Annotated in this window: 17 protein-coding genes; 13 read left to right on the top strand and 4 right to left on the bottom strand. The window is 66.3% G+C overall.

The features are described from left to right. Nucleotides 1–20 precede the first annotated feature (20 nt). The gene (locus IEY84_RS07655; RefSeq protein WP_183543937.1) at nucleotides 21–605 is read right to left on the bottom strand and encodes a hypothetical protein; all 585 of its coding nucleotides are present in this window, start codon (nucleotides 603–605) and stop codon (nucleotides 21–23) included. A gap of 64 nt (nucleotides 606–669) precedes the next feature. Here IEY84_RS07655 and IEY84_RS07650 point away from each other — a divergent pair, with 64 nt between their 5' ends. The 9 genes from IEY84_RS07650 (at nucleotide 670) to IEY84_RS07610 (ending at nucleotide 9,483) form a co-directional block, all read left to right on the top strand. Further along, nucleotides 670–1,119 carry a MarR family winged helix-turn-helix transcriptional regulator gene (locus IEY84_RS07650; RefSeq protein WP_183543934.1) on the top strand — a complete coding sequence of 150 codons (450 nt, stop codon included), beginning with the start codon at nucleotides 670–672 and terminating at the stop codon, nucleotides 1,117–1,119. Between the two features lie 345 nt (nucleotides 1,120–1,464). Continuing rightward, a complete protein-coding gene (locus IEY84_RS07645; RefSeq protein WP_183543932.1) occupies nucleotides 1,465–2,595 on the top strand; it encodes a cupin domain-containing protein in 1,131 nt (376 codons plus the stop codon). A gap of 7 nt (nucleotides 2,596–2,602) precedes the next feature. Continuing rightward, nucleotides 2,603–3,373, top strand: a complete 771-nt coding sequence (locus IEY84_RS07640) for an alpha/beta fold hydrolase (RefSeq protein ID WP_183543930.1) — start codon at nucleotides 2,603–2,605, stop codon at nucleotides 3,371–3,373. 1 nt (nucleotide 3,374) lies between these two features. Then, nucleotides 3,375–4,679 (top strand): histidinol dehydrogenase, encoded by a 1,305-nt coding sequence (gene hisD / locus IEY84_RS07635; protein ID WP_183543928.1) that lies wholly within the window; start codon nucleotides 3,375–3,377, stop codon nucleotides 4,677–4,679. Continuing rightward, nucleotides 4,676–5,449 carry an SDR family NAD(P)-dependent oxidoreductase gene (locus tag IEY84_RS07630; RefSeq protein WP_183543926.1) on the top strand — a complete coding sequence of 258 codons (774 nt, stop codon included), beginning with the start codon at nucleotides 4,676–4,678 and terminating at the stop codon, nucleotides 5,447–5,449. The genes hisD and IEY84_RS07630 overlap by 4 nt, the downstream gene beginning before the upstream one ends. Then, nucleotides 5,446–6,240, top strand: a complete 795-nt coding sequence (locus tag IEY84_RS07625) for an HpcH/HpaI aldolase family protein (protein ID WP_183543924.1) — start codon at nucleotides 5,446–5,448, stop codon at nucleotides 6,238–6,240. Before IEY84_RS07630 ends, IEY84_RS07625 begins: the two co-directional genes overlap by 4 nt. Continuing rightward, entirely contained in the window at nucleotides 6,237–7,208 is a 972-nt protein-coding gene (locus IEY84_RS07620) for a nuclear transport factor 2 family protein (RefSeq protein ID WP_183543923.1), read from the top strand. Before IEY84_RS07625 ends, IEY84_RS07620 begins: the two co-directional genes overlap by 4 nt. Then, nucleotides 7,205–8,428 (top strand): ornithine--oxo-acid transaminase, encoded by a 1,224-nt coding sequence (gene rocD, locus IEY84_RS07615; protein ID WP_183543921.1) that lies wholly within the window; start codon nucleotides 7,205–7,207, stop codon nucleotides 8,426–8,428. The genes IEY84_RS07620 and rocD overlap by 4 nt, the downstream gene beginning before the upstream one ends. Then, nucleotides 8,425–9,483 carry a nuclear transport factor 2 family protein gene (locus IEY84_RS07610; protein WP_183543919.1) on the top strand — a complete coding sequence of 353 codons (1,059 nt, stop codon included), beginning with the start codon at nucleotides 8,425–8,427 and terminating at the stop codon, nucleotides 9,481–9,483. The genes rocD and IEY84_RS07610 overlap by 4 nt, the downstream gene beginning before the upstream one ends. A gap of 106 nt (nucleotides 9,484–9,589) precedes the next feature. Here IEY84_RS07610 and IEY84_RS07605 read toward each other — a convergent pair whose 3' ends face one another. Next, nucleotides 9,590–10,624 (bottom strand): ester cyclase, encoded by a 1,035-nt coding sequence (locus IEY84_RS07605; protein ID WP_183543917.1) that lies wholly within the window; start codon nucleotides 10,622–10,624, stop codon nucleotides 9,590–9,592. Between the two features lie 195 nt (nucleotides 10,625–10,819). Here IEY84_RS07605 and IEY84_RS07600 point away from each other — a divergent pair, with 195 nt between their 5' ends. The 4 genes from IEY84_RS07600 to IEY84_RS07585 all read left to right on the top strand — a co-directional run bounded on the left by IEY84_RS07600 (nucleotide 10,820) and on the right by IEY84_RS07585 (nucleotide 15,051). After that, nucleotides 10,820–11,815 carry a LacI family DNA-binding transcriptional regulator gene (locus IEY84_RS07600; RefSeq protein WP_183543915.1) on the top strand — a complete coding sequence of 332 codons (996 nt, stop codon included), beginning with the start codon at nucleotides 10,820–10,822 and terminating at the stop codon, nucleotides 11,813–11,815. A gap of 117 nt (nucleotides 11,816–11,932) precedes the next feature. After that, entirely contained in the window at nucleotides 11,933–13,237 is a 1,305-nt protein-coding gene (locus tag IEY84_RS07595; protein ID WP_183543913.1) for an ABC transporter substrate-binding protein, read from the top strand. 90 nt (nucleotides 13,238–13,327) lie between these two features. Beyond that, the gene (locus tag IEY84_RS07590; protein WP_183543911.1) at nucleotides 13,328–14,149 is read left to right on the top strand and encodes a carbohydrate ABC transporter permease; all 822 of its coding nucleotides are present in this window, start codon (nucleotides 13,328–13,330) and stop codon (nucleotides 14,147–14,149) included. After that, on the top strand, nucleotides 14,146–15,051 hold the full coding sequence (locus IEY84_RS07585) for a carbohydrate ABC transporter permease (RefSeq protein WP_183543909.1): 906 nt from the start codon (nucleotides 14,146–14,148) through the stop codon (nucleotides 15,049–15,051). The genes IEY84_RS07590 and IEY84_RS07585 overlap by 4 nt, the downstream gene beginning before the upstream one ends. A gap of 43 nt (nucleotides 15,052–15,094) precedes the next feature. Here IEY84_RS07585 and IEY84_RS07580 read toward each other — a convergent pair whose 3' ends face one another. Both IEY84_RS07580 and IEY84_RS07575 read right to left on the bottom strand, forming a co-directional pair. Beyond that, a complete protein-coding gene (locus IEY84_RS07580) occupies nucleotides 15,095–16,024 on the bottom strand; it encodes a MerR family transcriptional regulator (protein ID WP_183543907.1) in 930 nt (309 codons plus the stop codon). Between the two features lie 8 nt (nucleotides 16,025–16,032). After that, complete coding sequence (locus IEY84_RS07575) at nucleotides 16,033–16,470, bottom strand: SRPBCC family protein (RefSeq protein WP_229788433.1); 438 nt, start codon at nucleotides 16,468–16,470, stop codon at nucleotides 16,033–16,035. Between the last annotated feature and the right edge of the window lie 36 nt (nucleotides 16,471–16,506).

Below are 16,506 nucleotides of genomic sequence, written 5' to 3'. Positions count from 1 at the left end.
AGCACCGGGGCAGGGGTCGCCTACGACACCGGTTGGCCGTTGTCCTCGAAGTCGATGCCGATGGCCAGCTGACGCAGCCGAGTGCCGAACCAAGCGGCGGCCAGGCAGATGACGAGGTACATCGAGATCGCCTGGGTCGCGTAGTTGGGGTAGTGGAGCACCCAGATCACCTGGTCCTCGGGAGAGGCCGGGTCGGCCCAGATGTAGGGCATCATCCAGGCGATGAAGCCGCCGGTCAGCTGGGACGCGACGAAGATCAGCAGAGCCTCGCCGGCGCGTCCCCACCACTGGCGAGGCAGCTCGCGACGGAGCGCGGGTCCGACCTTGCGGACGAGCGTCGGCCGCCATCCGGCGCCGGGCGCGACCCGGGCCGAGATTCGCGGCGCCACTGCGATCAGCAGGAACGACAGCACCAGGAACGCGGTGATGCCGAGTGAGGTGATTCCGGGGACCAGAGCCACCCGGCTCCGCAAGAGGCCTGGTGTCAGCAGCAGTGCAGCGAGGGGAGCTCCGACGAGCAGGACGGCGACGTAGCACCGCAGCAGGGCGCCGGCGAAGGTGAGTGCGCTGGTGGCCGTCCGGGGTGGGGATAGCTCGATTTTCATGGCCGAAGACTATCCTGTTATTTCACTAAGGTGAAACAAATTAGATGGGACGACGGGAGTCCAGATGTCCGAGGACGGCAACCGGCTCGGCGCCGAGCTGAGCCTCCGCGTGGTGATGTTCCATGAGGCCATCGCGCGCCGGCTGGGCGTCAGCAACAGCGAGCACAAGATGCTCGATCTCGTCGCCCGTCACGCCGACGGCATCACGCCTGGAGAGCTCTCCGCCGCCACCGGGCTGAGCAATGCGGCCGTCACGAAGATCATCGACAAGCTGGTCGCCGCCGACTATGTACGCCGCGAGCGCAGCTCCCGCGATCGTCGGTCGTTCCGGATCCGCACCACGCCTCACTTCCAGCAGACCTCGCGTCCGACGGCGGCCGGTCTCGCTCGGCGGATCGAGGAGATGAACCAGGGCTTCGACCAGGAGGAGCTGGCCGCCATCGGACGCTGGATCACGGGTGTGATCGAGGCGCTGAAGGTCGAGACCGAGCGATTGGAGTCCCGAGGCCGCTGAGGGTCCGGTCCGGAAGCAAGGGCCCGGACCTTCTTGGCCTCAGGGGCGGCGTCGCGTCCCGATTCCGATCGAATCTCAGCGCTGGCAGATCGTCTCGCAGCTGTTGAGGGCCAGGGGTACGAGGCGGTCCGGTTGCAGTGCTGCTGCGACCTGGTCGTTGGCGCCGCCCGACTTGGTGCCGATCGGATGGTCGGTGGTCGCTCCCGAGGTATACGTATCTCCAATTGTCTGATCAACGCAGGATCACTGTTTCAGCATGGTCTCAGATGCAAGCAGACAGAACTCTTGACGCGACTTCTACATACGTATACATTCGTGGCCACTGAACCTACGGGAGGATGTTGAGTGATCATCGAGCGATCAGAGCTTGCTCGTCGGACGATCCGGCGAGCGGACTACGTCAGCTGCAACCAGGCGTTCATCGACTGCAAGACGCCGGGCAGCGACACGAAGGAGAACTACTCGATCATCGGCCCGGGGGTGACCCAGAGCGCCGAACAGGTCGTGAACCTCAGGGAGCCGCACGGCTTCAACATCGGCGCCGCCGCGATGCCGGATGGTGTCGTCAACAACCTGCACCTTCACTTCACTGCCGAGGTGTTTCTCAACTGGCAGGGCAGTTGGCGCGTGCGATGGGGCGCGGACGGTGCAGACGGTGAGTTCCTCTGCGAAGAGGGCGACATCGTGAGCGTTCCGACGTGGATCTTCAGGGGATTCACCAACGTCGGCGGTGACTACGGTTGGTTGTTCACCATCCTCGGGTTCGACAACACAGGTGGCATCATCTGGGGCCCGTCGGTGCTGCGCGAGGCAGCGGAGCATGGTCTCTACCTGACGGTCGACAACCAGCTCGTCGACACCGATGCGGGCGACCCGCGGCCGGACGATGCGGAGCTGGTCCCACCGATGCCCCAGGGCGAGATCGACCGGTTGCGACACTGGACCGCCGAGCAGATGCAGGAACGAGTCGTCAGGCAGCGCGATCTGTCCTGGAGCCAACGACCGTTCCTGTGCAGCGACCTCCCGGGAGGTGGCGGCGAACTGGCGACGGTCATCGGATACGGCATAACCGAGGATCGTGACCAGATCCCCCCGATCCACTATCCGCACAGCTTCAACGCCGCCTGGCTCCGAGCGACGACGGGCGAGGGCATGCTGCGCCATCGTCACGAGGAGACGCAGGTCCTCATGGGATACCGCGGCCGGTGGAAGATCGTGCTCAACGAGGGTGACGATGAGATCGAGCTCGAGCTCGATCCGTACGACACGGTGTCCGTGCCGAGCGGCGCCTGGCGTCGCTTCGTAGCCATGGACGACGAGGCGCAGATGCTCGTCGTGAATAGCGGTGACGGACGGGTCCGCCTGGAGTGGCCGGCCGAGGCGGCACGGCACGCTCTGGACAAGGGATACGCGCCCGACGCCGCTGGGTACGTCGCCCCGTGGGACGTCGTTCGCTACTCCACGCTCGACGACTGAGCTGCTCATGGACGACGGCTTGGACGGCATGACCTGGCTGCGCCTGCCGGGCATGCTCTGCACCTCCGAGGTGTTCACCGCGGTGGACCCCTGGCTCGAGGTGGGGGAGTGTCGCGACCTGGACCTGTCCGGCCGCTCGTTGGCCGAAGCCGCCAGGGACCTGCTGCTGGAAGTGGAGCGGATCCCTGGGCCGGTGGGTGCGATCGGCCTCTCGCTCGGTGCCATCGTCACGATGGCCGCAGCGGCACAGGCGCCGGACGCGCTGGCAGCCATGGTGCTCGTCTCGACGAACGCCCGCTCTTCGCGGGCCGATCAGCGCGCTGCCTGGCATGCCTCCGCCCAGCGGGTGGAGGCAGGGCGCTTCGATCAGGTCGTCGAGGACCACGCCGCCACCATGTGGGCTCCCGAACGGGCCACGGCCCCACGGGTCGACCACGCGGCCGCCATGGCTGAGGCGGTCGGAGCGGACAGATATCTCGATCAGCTCGCCGTCCAGCACAGTCGAAGCGACCTTCGGGCGGCGCTCCAAGTCGTGTCGGCGCCCACCCTAGTCGTCGCGGGGGAGCAAGACCTTCTCTGCCAGGTCGAGCGGCACGAGGAGATAGCGGCGGCGTTGCCGGCGGCCACCCTCCGAGTCCTGCCCGGACTCGGTCACCTCCTCACCATCGAGGATCCGATCGGCGCGGCCACGACGATCAACGCGTGGTGGCGCGAGACCGCACACGTCGCTGCCTCACCACCACTGAAGACCCCTGCCCCAACAACACGGAGAGCCTGAAATGACTGAAGTCCTGAAGTCCGCGAACCCCACCACTCACGCGGGAACCAGCACCATCGAGGTGCGGCAAGCCGTCGAGTCGATCATCAGCGACATTCGCGAGCGCGGTGACGACGCGGTGCGCGACTACTCCGAGAAGTTCGACAGCTGGACGCCCTCGTCGTTCCGACTCACCGAGTCGCAGATCGAGGAGATCGTGGCCGGCGTACCCGATCAGGTCATCGACGACATCCGGTTCGTCCAGGACCAGGTACGCACCTTCGCCACCGCTCAGCGCGAGTCGATGCGCGATGTCGAGATCACCACGCTTCCCGGCGTGACGCTCGGTCACCATCATGTGCCCGTGGCCGCCGCCGGCGCCTACATTCCAGGCGGCCGTTATCCGCTGACCGCCTCCGCCCACATGACCATCATCACCGCGAAAGTTGCGGGCGTGGAGCGTGTGGTGGCCTGCACGCCACCGATCCGTGGCGAGATCCCGGCGGCAACTGTGGCAGCTGCCCATCTCGCGGGCGCCGATGAGATCTACCTGCTTGGCGGTGTCCAGGCTGTTACGGCGATGGCCGTCGGCACGCCGAGCATGCAGCGTGTCGACCTGATCGCAGGCCCCGGCAACGCGTATGTCGCAGAGGCCAAGCGCCAACTGTTCGGTGAGGTCGGCATCGACCTCTTCGCCGGTCCTACGGAGATCCTGGTGATCGCCGACGATCATGCAGACTCGTTCGTGGTGGCTGTCGACCTGCTCAGCCAGGCCGAGCACGGCCCCGACTCCCCGGCGGTCCTGATCACTACCAGCGAGCGCGTCGCGCGTGAGGCGATGGACCACATCGATCGGCTGCTCCCGGAGATGCCCACCCGCGACTTCGCGGAGCCCGCCTGGCGCGATCACGGTGAGGTCCACGTGGTCGGCTCGTTGGAGGAGGCGTACGCCCTCGCGGACAGCTTCGCGTCCGAGCATGTCGAGGTGCTGACCGCGGAGCCGAGGAAGGCGCTGGACCTGATGCGCGACTACGGCGCCCTGTTCCTGGGCGAAGGCACCTGTGTCTCCTACGGCGACAAGGTGATCGGCACCAACCACGTGCTCCCCACGAAGGGAGCGGCGCGCTACACCGGCGGACTGTGGGTCGGTAAGTACCTCAAGACCGTCACCTACCAGGAGATCAACGATCCCTCGTCGTCGGCGCTGCTCGGCGAGGTCTGTGGACGCGCCAGCCGCGTGGAGCTCTTCGAGGGACACGCCAGGTCCGGCGACGTCCGCGCCGCGAAGTACGGCGACCGGCCGTTGCCCTGGGCGCCGGAACGATGAGCGCGACGTTCGCAGGGCGCACCGCGCTGGTCTCCGGTGCGGGGAACGGCCTCGGTCGGGCGATGGCGCGACGCCTGTATGAGTCGGGCGCCCGGCTGATCCTGGTCGGCCGTGACCTGACAAAGCTCGAAATGACAAGGCAGGCGATCGAGGCCCCGGCGGACCGGTGCCGGATCGAGACGTGTGACGTCGCCGATCCGGGGTCCGTGGCGATGCTCGCCGAGACGCTCCACGACGAGCAGGTCAGCATCCTGGTCAACAACGCCGGTGTCCCGGGACCGGTGGCGGATCTGGTCGACATCGATCCTGACGACTGGGACGCGGTCTTCGCGACCAACGTGCGCGGGGTGTTCCTGATGTGCCAGGCGTTCCTGCCGCCGATGATCGCGGCGCGTGCCGGCGACGTCGTCAACGTGGCGTCGGTCAGTGGCAAGCGCCCGCTGGCGCGGCGTACACCGTACTGCGCCTCGAAGATGGCCGTGATCGGCCTGACCACGACCCTGGCTGCGGAGGCCGGGCCGTTCGGGGTGCGGGTGAACACGCTCTCGCCGGGACCGGTGAACGGTCCCCGCATGGAGCGCAACTTCCGTCTGGAGGCTGAGCGCACCGGCGTCAGCCGTGAAGAGGCCGAGCAGGCGTTCGTGAGCCGCTCGGCGCTCGGGCGGATGGTGGAGGAGGACGAGGTCGGCCAGGCCCTCGTCGCCATGCTGCAGATGCCGGGCCTGACGGCCGCGGACATCGACCTGTCGGCCGGAATGGTGGCGCGATGAACCGGGAGCCGATCGAACCGCTGAAGCAGCGGCTGGCACGCGGGGAGCGATTGCTCGGCATCTTGGTGCGCACACCGGCGGCGATGCTGATCGACATGGCTGGTCACAACGGCTATGACTTCGTCCTTCTGGACACCGAGCACGGTTTCGCCGACCAGCAGGCTCTGGCCGACCACATCGCTGCGGCCCGCGCGGTCGGTCTGCCGACCGTCGTCCGGATCGGCGGTGGTGAGGTTGCCCTGGCGTTGCGAGTCCTCGACGCCGGTGCTGAAGGGATCGTCGCGCCGCATGTCCAGTCGGCCGACGATGCCGCCGATGCTGTTCGCGCGGCCCATTATCCCCCGTTTGGGGATCGCGGTTTCGCGACCTACACACCGGCGGGTCGGTGGGGGAAGGCCGCAGGGTCTGAGCATGCAGCCGACGCAGCCCGACGCACGTTGGTGGTTGCGATGATCGAGGACACCCAAGGCGTCCAGAACGCTGAATCCATAGCCGGAGCCGAAGGCGTCGATGCGGTCTGGGTCGGCCTCAGCGACCTGGCAGCCACTCTTGGATACGACGCGCGTGCGGCTGACGCGGCGTGTCGTCAAGTGTGGTCCACGGCGAAGGGGGTCGGCACGCCGGTGCTCGCTCTGGCGTCGGACGCGAAGGGCGCCGTCGCCGCCTTCGACGGCGGTGCTCAGATGGTGGTGCTCAACGCCCAGGCGGCGATCGATCGTTGCCTCGGCGACTGGGTGCTGGCTGGCACCACATTCATCTCCCATCCGAACGAGAGTCAGGAATCTCAATGACTGAAACAGGCGCGACCACCTCGATGGCTGGCTACCCCTACGTCGACATCGTCGACTTCGTGGAGCGGACGACCTACCAGATCTGGAACGACAAACATCCTGAGCTGGTGCCCAACTGGTACCTGCCCGGCACGATCATCTGGACCGATGGCGGCGACATGGTCGGAGAAGCGGTCGTCACCCGAGACACGATCGACCGTCGACGTGGGTTCTCGGACTACTACGGAATCATCGACGACACGATCTGGACCGGCGACGACGAGCGCGGCTACCGCACCTCGATGCGGTGGATCGCACGTGGCACCCACGACGGCGTCAGCAGCCTGGGCGAGCCGACCGGTCGCAAGCTCGTTAACAGCTCGATCTCGAACTGCGTGGTCGTCGGGGACCAGTACGTCGAGGAGTGGGCAGCCGGCAACGGAAAGGCCTTTGTCGAGCAGCTCGGGTTCTCGCTCGAGGAGTCGGTGGCCAACAACCGCCGGTCCTCGATGCCGCTGGGCGACGCGGCCTCCGCCACGACAAAGAGCTTCGGTGCTACGGTTCCCGCGATCCCTGAGGTGATCGACGGCGCCGGCGCGGTGGTGCGCGACGTGCTCGACGGTCTCTACAACCGCCGCGACCTCACGGTCGCCGACCGGCACTACGCGCCGGGTGCGCCGTACTCCTTCGGCACGACCCGCCTCGGGTTCGGGCCGGAGGGCGCGAAGGCGGAGGTGCAGCGTTGGCTGGACCTGCTGCCTGACCTGCGTCTGGAGCTCGACGAGCTCTACTGGAACGACGACAGCCCACAGCGCTCGAGGGTCGCGGTCCGCTACCGCGTGACGGGGACCGCGACGAACGCTGCCGGAGAGGATCGTCCGGTCTCGATCATGTGCCTGCACCACATCCACGTCCGAGGCGATCTGGTCACGGCGGAGTGGGCCGAGTACAACGAGGTCGCTCTGCTCGCCCAGGTCGGTGCTCGTTGACGTCGGCCACAGCGCTCGAGGAGCGACACGGCGCCCACAACTACCATCCGCTCGACGTGGTGCTCTCCCACGGAGAAGGCGTGTGGGTCACAGACACGGACGGACGGCGCTACCTCGACTGTCTGGCTGGCTACTCATCGCTCAACTTCGGACACCGCCACCCGGCGCTCGTCGAGGCCGTCCAGACTCAGCTGGAGCGGATCACCCTGACCAGCAGGGCCTTCCATCACGACCAGCTGGGGCACTTCTGTGCAGAGCTGGCCCAGCTGGCCGGCAAGGACATGGTGCTGCCGATGAACACCGGCGCCGAGGCGGTCGAGAGCGCGATCAAGGTGGCGCGCAAGTGGGGCTACGAGGTCAAGGGCGTTCCCGCAGACCGTGCCACGATCGTCGTCGCCGACGGCAACTTCCACGGCCGCACCACCACGATCGTCGGGTTCTCCACCGACCCGCAGGCGAGGTCGGGGTTCGGCCCGTTCCCCGGCGGGTTTCGGCACGTCGCCTTCGGCGATTCGGCCGCAATGGCAGCGGCGATCGACGAGACCACCGTGGCTGTGCTGATCGAGCCGATCCAGGGTGAGGCCGGTGTGGTCGTCCCGCCGGAGGGCTACCTGGCCGACGTCCGCCGCTTCTGTGACGAGAACGGGGTCTTGTTCATCGCCGACGAGATCCAGTCGGGTCTGGGCCGCACCGGCACCACCTTCGCCTGCGACCTCTGGGATGTGTCTCCTGACGTCTACGTGCTCGGCAAGGCACTGGGCGGCGGAATCCTGCCGGTCTCGGCGGTCATCGCGGACGCGTCGGTGCTCGGGGTGTTGCGTCCCGGAGATCACGGCAGCACGTTCGGCGGCAACCCGTTGGCCTGTGCGGTCGCTCGGGCCGTCATCGAGCTGTTGGCAGACGCCACCCACCAACAAGGCGCGGCGACTAGGGGAGCCCACCTCCACCGCCGGCTGACCGACCTAGTCGGCTCGGGAGTGGTCGCGACTCGGGGCGTCGGCCTGTGGGCCGGCGTCGACATCGATCCGGCCATCGCCACCGGCCGGGAGGTCTGCGAGGACCTGGCTGCCCTCGGTGTGCTGGCGAAGGACACCCACGGCAGCACGATCCGGCTCGCGCCGCCGCTGACCATCAACGAGGTCGAGATCGACCTCGTCGTCGACAGCCTCGCAGACGTCGTGGCTCGTCGTTCATCAACCGAAGTGGAGGTGCTCGCATGAGCTCGCACGAAGAGAACAAGCAGCTGGTCATTCGTCTCCTGCACGCACTTGCGAACGCCGAATCCGGCGCGAGCCGAGGCGTGCTCGAGGAGCACTGTCACCCGGAGGCGACCTTCGAGGTCTTCCATCCGTTCAACACTCTGAACGGAGTCGACGAAGCCGCCGAAGGATTCTTCGAGCCTCTGCGTGCGTCGTTCCCCGACTACGAACAGCGGATCGGGATCGCCATCGCGGACACGTACGAGGGACGCAACGTCGTCTCAACTCTCGGCAACGTCCAGGGTACCTTGACCGCGCCATGGGTCGGGATCCCGCCGACGCACGGGCTGACGTATCTCCGGTTCGGCACGAACGCCGTTGTCGTCGACGGTCGGATCGCCAAGCTCTACATCCTCCTCGATGTCGTCGACGTGATGCGCCAGGGCGGCTTCTACCCGTTCCGCCAGATGCCCGGCAGTGCCGAACAATGGCCCCTTCCTCCGATCGACACCGGTGCGTCCGGCGCCTCCGTCGACAACGTACGTGGCGCCACGACCATGCGGATCGTGCGGGAGATGCAGGACGGCCTGGGCGATGGTGAGGACCTCGCCGACCACGTCGCTACGGCTGAGCACAGCCCGCATTGGCACGACCACATGAACTGGTACGGCCCGGCTGGCATCGGATCGACCCGGGGTCAGCGAGGGTTCGACGACTATCACGGGGCCTTGTTCATCCAGGCGTTCCCGGACCGGGGCGGGTTCGAGCGGGCCGAAGGCTGTGCCGAGGACGCTCCGGGCCACTACATCCAGGCGGGCGATGGGCTGTTCGGCGTCACCGGTGGTTGGCCCTCGCTGCACGGCCACCACACCGGTGGCCAGTGGCTCGGCCTGCCCCCCACCGGGCGGCGCATCGAGATGCGGGTCGCCGACTGGTACCGCCTCGACGACCAGAACAAGATCATCGACAACTGGGTCATGATCGACACCCTGCACATGACGCAGCAGATGGGGTACGACGTGCTCGACGACCTGACGTACATCACGGATCCGACGAAGCCTCGCTGGATCGTCTGAGGACAGCCCGACGGACGCGAACGCCGACTCGTTTGCATCCCACCGATCTCCGGCCGCTGTCGGTCACCACCCGTGACTGACAGCAGCCGGAGATCGGTGTCTCACCTCAGGAGTCGACTGCGGTCGACTGCAGACGACCCTGCTCGATCTGGATCGCCAGCGCGAGCTCGTCGTACACCCGGAACTCGCGGACGATCCTGCCGCCCTCGAGAACGAACTGAGAGGCGCCGAGCAGTTGGATCGGTAGTCCCGTCGCCGGTCCGTAGACGTCATAGCCGGAGTAGGTTCCCTCGAGCAGCCACACGACGGCAGCTCGCTGCCCCCGCCGAGGGTGCTCGTCGATGCAGACGTCGAGAATCCGTTGCCGTGCGTCCGGGAATGCGGCCAGCACGTCCAGAGTCTCGGTCGAGACCTGTCGCAAGCCCTGCAAGGTGCGACCGCGCGAGGTGTGGAGCACGACATCGCGGTCGTAGAAATCACTGATCCGATCGTGCCGTCGGTCGTTCCACAGCTGGTCGAACATCTCGAGCATGCGTTGATCCTCGCCGGCGTTGGCCCCGGGGTCTCGTTCCCCTGAGACCCCGGCACAGAGAGGATCCTCTGGGAGATGGCCGAGTTCCAGCGGCCGCCAGTCGCCACGCTCCGCGAAGCGGCGGGCGACCTGACGCGGATCATGACCGAGGTCCACCACGAGTCGATGCTCGTCGCGAACCACCCACTCCTCAATGATCTTGCCGTTCTTCACCAAGCAGTGAGCAAGAGCTCGCTTCTCAAAGTGACGTCCTGACGGGGGACCATAGCTTGTCCATCCGGTGTTCGTGCCGGTGCTGTACACGCGATGGGAGGAGATGAACGACTGCTCTCCTCGTGGCTCCCAGACGACGTCTTCACCGAATCCCACCTCGTCGGGGTAGGACGCGATGCTCTGCGTAGTCCCGGCGATCACGGACGACAGGCCCACGGATGTGCCGAAGGCACCGTGGATGCGTACGTCCGGGTCGTAGTAGGCGGCGTCGATCAAACCGACTCCGCGATCGACCCAGATCTCGTCGGTACACCGCAGGATGTACTCCTCGACGCTGGTGAACGGCTGATGAGCGGACGGGTCCAGGGTCGGCCTGGCTACCTCTAATGGTGACATGGTCGGATGATCATACGTATGCACAAGCATGTCAAGGGACCAGGCTGCAGCTCCTGATTGTCGCCTTTGTTGACGCACGTATCACGCGCATCGCCACGCCCTAGCGAGACGCCGGGTGCTCGGCACACGTATTCTCATCGCCGGGACTGCCGATCGCGACAGTCTGTCGAGGACCGATACCGGTAGGAGTGGACGATGGCCGTCACAAGTCATGACGTCGCCAAGCTCGCGGGCGTTTCCCAAGCGACCGTGTCGAGGGCGTTGCGGGATGACCACCGCGTCTCTGAGGCGACCAGGAAGAAGGTGGCCGATGCGGCGCGTGCGCTTGGCTATGTCCGCAGTGAGGTCGGGCGCAGCCTGTCGACGCGCTCAACCCATCAGGTCGCGATGGTTGCCGACCTCGACAACGCGCTGTATCCCCGGTTGGTGGCGCCCGTGCACGACGCCTTGATGGATCTGGGCTACCGAATGGTGGTGTTCGCTGAGCGGGGCGACGAGATGTCGGCGTACGAGCGACTGCTGGACGGTTCGGTCGACGGAGCGATCCTCACCACCTCCGAGCTCCATTCCTCGCTTCCTCATATGCTTCATGGGAAGGGTTTTCCGTTCGTCCAGATGAATCGTGTCAGTGCGCTCATCGACGCTGACAGCGTGACTGCTGACAACAGTGGCGGTGGAGCGGCCGTCGGACGTCTGTTGCATGAATGCGGGCACCGACGCATCGGCGCCATCCTGGGGCCTGAGCAAGCCAGTAGTTCGAGGGATCGGGAGGCGGGGTTCCGCGGTGCGCTCGATGAGGCCGGGCTCGAGCTTCCGCCCCGCCGGGTCTCGCGTGGGCGGTTTGCCTATGAGGACGGAAGTGCGGGATTCCGGCGGATCATGACGCAGGCCGACCCGCCCACGGCCGTCTTCTGTGTCACGGACATGTTGGCTGTCGGTGCGCTCAACGAGGCCCGCCAGATGGGTCTCGAAGTGCCGGGTGACGTCGACATCGTAGGGTTCGACGACCTTGATGTAGCGGGTTGGCCCTGCTTTCAGCTGACGACTGTCCGCGTCGACTTTCCGCTGATGGCGAGGTTCGCCGCTCAGCGCATCGTCGCGCGGCTTTCCGGGGATCGGTCGGCGGAGGCCGTGCACGAGACGGTGCCCACCCGGCTGGTGCTCCGAGAGACTCACGCCGTAAATAGTTGAGCGGCTCGGCACGGATCTGTGAATACGGATGCAATCTTTGCGAACTTTTCTATTGACAACTAGGTGAAGAGAGCCAAGTATACGGATGCATAACTCAGATCCTGGAGGCGAATCAGTATGCCAACCATCCGTTCGTTCAAACCCGCGGTCGTCCTGTCTGCGGTCGCCCTCGTGGCCCTGGCCACCGCGTGCAGCGCTGGATCGCAGGCGACCGGGAACACGGTCAAAGCGGTCGACTGCGACGTTTCTGGCGCCGGCCAGGTCACGGTCAATCTCCTCTCCTACAACTCCTCGGCCACCGACCCGTTCTCGAACGCGATGGTCAAGAGCTGTTCCAAGGACGGGGTCGAGGTCAAGCACGCCCCGATCGACTTCGCTGGTCAGTATCAGAAGACCTCGACCACGCTCGCCGGCGGACAGGGAACCTACGACGTCATCGGGATGTATTCGGGCGCTGTCCCGGGCTACGCCAACACCAAGAAGCTGATGCCCCTCGGTGACCTGTTCGACAAGTACGCCGACGAGTACGGGCTCGACGAGATCGACCCGGTCATGCTCGAGGGCGTGTCGTACGACGGCGAGCTCTATGCCCTGCCGACGATGTCCAACGTCATCACGATGGTCTACCGCGAGGACATCTTCGAGAAGCTCGACCTCGAACCGCCGACCACCTACGAAGAGCTGGTCACGGTGGCGGAGAAGATCCAGGACGCAGGCGAGATCAAGAGCCCGCTTGCGCTGCCGCTCGCGGACAACTCCTCCACGTTCTTCGAGCAGCTGCTGCGCGCCCAGGGTGGCGGATACCTCGATCCCGACACCAAGAAGCCGGCGCTCGACACGCCGGAGGCGAAGACCGCCTTGCAGGCCTTGGCGGATCTGCGACCGGTCATGGATCCCGAGGTCGCCGCGTTCGACCAGCCCCGAGTCCAGCAGCAGCTGATGAACGGCAAGGCCGCAATGGCGATCATGTACTCGGGACGGATGGCAGACCTGAGCAACCCCGAGCTCACGCCCTATGCGGAAAAGTTCGCTTTCGCCGCCCCGCCTGCGGCCGAGGAAGGCGGCCCCGTCGCCGCCACGGTCTCGGTCGACGGATGGTCGATCCCGGCGAACACCGACATCGACCCTGACCTGCTCTTCCGCATGATGGCGGCATCCATCAGTGCTGACGCATCGGAGCAGGCGGTGCCGGCCGCGTTCCCCGCCCGACAAGGTATCGCCACCGAGGAGAACACGCCGTACGCGGCCGCCGTCCAGGAAGCCCTTGCCAACGGCGCCGCGACGCCGCCGATGGAGACCTGGCTCGGCAACATGCAGAACGCGACCTCGCCCCTGCTGCTCCAGGCCATCATCGGCAAGACCTCGGTCGACGCCGCGCTCGCTGACAGCGGGACTGCCGCCGAGAAGGCGCTCTCCGACTGATCGTCGACGTCGACCCCGGTTCGAAGATAGGAAGCACGGATGAAACGCAGGGATTTCGTAATCGGGGTCGGCCCGAGCGTGATCATGATGGTGGCGCTGCTGGCGGTGCCGTTGGTCTACTCGATCGTCTGGAGCTTCCAGAGCGTCCAGTACGGGATGCCGGGCGAGTGGATCGGGCTCGACAACTACACCCGGGTGCTCACCGACCAGACCTTCCATACGGCGGTGATTTTCACGGTGGGCTTCGCTCTGGTGCACACCGGCGTCGTGATGGCGCTGGGATACGGTCTCGCCTTGCTCCTGCACCGCGCGCGGCGGGGGAAGTCGATGTTCTTGGGAATCCTCCTGACGCCGTACGTGATCCCGGCTGTGATCGGCGCGACCGCGTTCTCCTGGCTCTTCGACGACAGCTTCGGGGGGCTGGTCAATGTGGCGATCGACAGCGTCACCGGCCAGACCGTCCAATGGTTCACGAGCACTTGGCCGAACCGGACGCTCGTTCTGATGGCGGCGACCTGGGCCTCGCTGCCGTTCATGATGCTGGTGTTTCTTGGCGCGCTGAAGGGCATCCCAGGCGAGCAGCTCGAGGCGGCGACCATCGACGGAGCGAACTGGTGGCAGCGCCAGTGGTACGTCGTCATCCCCATGCTCGGGCCGATGTTCAGGTTCCTTGCGCTCACCTCGATCATGGGCGGTTTGGGGCTCTTCGACGCGCTCATCCCGCTCGCTCCGAACGCCCAGGCGGTCGGCACCCAGTCGGTCAACCTGTATGTGTTCCAGAACGCCTTCGCGCGTGACCAACAGAATCTCGGTCTCGGCAGCGCGGTCAACATCTTGATGTTGCTCGTCATGTTCACCCTGATCGCGCCGTTCGTGCGGCAGGTCTACCGCGAAGTCAAGGAGGGGTCATGAGCAGCCAGCTCACTGTTACGGACGACCTGATCGAATCGACGACGCCCGTGATGCAGCCGCCCCACAACCGCGCTCAGGGCCGACGTGAACGGCGAACCACCCTGCTGGTGACCGGGGGGCTGATCCTCGTCACGCTGGCGATGGTGTTCCCGTTGATCTGGACCTTCATGTCGGCAACGAAACCACTGATCGACGCGTTCGCGTCGCCGCCCAAGGTGTTCTACACCCCGACGATCGACGCGTTCCGCAGTCTGTGGCTCGAGACCGACTTCTTCAGGTTCGTCATGAACTCGGTGGTCGTCGGGGCGATCTCGGTCGTGGTCACGTTGTTGATCGGTGCGCCGGCAGCGTACGCACTGAGTCGGTTCGGTGGCGTGACCAGTGCTGTCATCCTTGCAGTCGCCCTGCTGTTTCGCGCGATCCCAGGGTTCGCCATCATGCTGCCCTTCTACGACCTGATCACGCGGTTCGGGCTCTACGACACCCGCATCGGTCTGTCGATCGCCTTCATCGCCCTCGACATGCCGTTCACGATCTGGCTGTTGCGAAACTTCTTCGCCGCGATCCCCAACGAGCTCGACGAGGCAGCGATGATCGACGGGTGCACCAGGTGGGGGGCGTTCCGCAGGATCATCATGCCCGTCATGGGTCCGGGCCTGGTGACGGCGAGCATCCTCACGTTCCTGGGGGCGTTCCAGTCCTACATGCTGCCGGCCGTGCTGACCGACGTGGACGCTCAGACCGCACCGGTCTTTCTCGCAGCGCAGGTCGGTCAGTCGCTGCCGCAGCTGCAGCAGGCTGCGGCCGGGATCGTGCTGTTGACCGTCCCGATCGTCTTCGTGGCGCTGGTCGCTCAGCGGTACCTCGTCGCTGGTCTGACCAATGGCTCGGTGAAGGGCTGACGCTCGGAGCCTCGCCGCCGGCTCATCCTGGATGAGCCGGCGGTCATCCCGCTCCGGTCGAGTTCCGGTCGGGTCGCTGACGGGACGACGTCGACGCGGCGAGGATCTTGGCGCCTGCCGTGATGTCGTGACCGAGACGGATGGCGCGTTCGGGGGCGTGATCCTGCTGGGCACCGCCGACGGCCACGACGAGGTCGGGGCGGCGGTCGCACAGAGCGGAGATCACCGCGCCGGTCGCGGTGATGTCTGCGGTGGTGGGGATCGCGAGCACGACGGCAGCGAGTTCGGGGTCGTCGACGACGCCGAGCCAGTCGTCGAGGGGAAGGTCGGCGCCCAGGTAGTCGGTGTCCATGCCGCGCCGTCGGGCGGCGACGGCGAAGGCGAGGAGCCCGATCTCGTGTCGAGTGTGGGGAGCCAGTCCGAGGGCGACACGAGGTCCGTGCCCGTGGGCGGACGCTGCCTCGTAGGCCACGGCGAGGCGTCGCATCACCGCGTTCGACGCGAGATGCTCGCCGGCGACGCTGACCTGGCCGTCCGCCCAGGCGTCGCCGAGATTCTCCAGGGCCGGAAAGACGTGGTCGGTCATCACCGTCTCGAAGCTGCCGAGGGCGAAGACCTGGTTCAGAGTGCCTGCCAGGTCCGTGGTGTCGAGGGCCGATGCGGCTGCGGTCAGTCTCCCCGCGAGGTCGGGGATCGGGTTGGTGGCGCGGCCGTCGTCCGGTGTCCCCAGGGACTTGTCCTGAACAGGGTGATCGCGGTCTAGCCGGAGCGCTTCGGCCGCCGCCAGGCCGACCGACCAGCCCTGGTCCACGAGGTGCTTCATCGAGAGCAGTACGGCGACGTCGTGATCACCGTAGAGGCGGTAACCGCTCTCGGACCGGTGCGGAGTGATGACCCCGTATCGGCGCTCCCAGGCACGAAGCGTCGCGGTGGTGATGCCGACCCGCTGCGCCGCGTGCTTGATGGTGTACATCGGGTCGGCTACCGGGCCAGCTGGTCCAGGGTTGCGCGCATCTGCTCGGCGGCGGTGTCACCCAGGCGGGTGAAGGCGGGAGCCAGCAACGGGGCCACGATCTTGGTCATGCCTTTCAGGTCGAACTCGGCCACGTAGCGCACAGATGTTCCGCCGGCGGCTGTCGGTACGAAGGTCATCGTGTCATGCGCGACGACCGTCTTGTTCTCGCCACGTAGCACGATCCTGGTGCCGGGCTCATAGGCCTTCACGACATAGGTGAGCTCGGTGGTGCGCCCGAGGAAGCGCGAGGTGTTCGCGTACGTCGTCCCGACCCCGCCGTCCCCGGCGACGCGGTCGGTGCGCACGGTCCCCGGATCCCAGTGCTCGGTGTTGGTGAAGTCGGCCAAGAAGTCGAACACCTCGGCTGCCGGTGCGGAGGTCTCCACGGTTCGGTCGATTCGCATCATCGCATCCCTTTCAAACCTTTGACATACCTTGAA

Origin of the sequence: Nocardioides albus (assembly GCF_014648255.1) — a bacterium.
Taxonomy (GTDB): domain Bacteria; phylum Actinomycetota; class Actinomycetes; order Propionibacteriales; family Nocardioidaceae; genus Nocardioides; species Nocardioides albus.
This window is presented reverse-complemented; position numbering and strand designations above follow the sequence as displayed.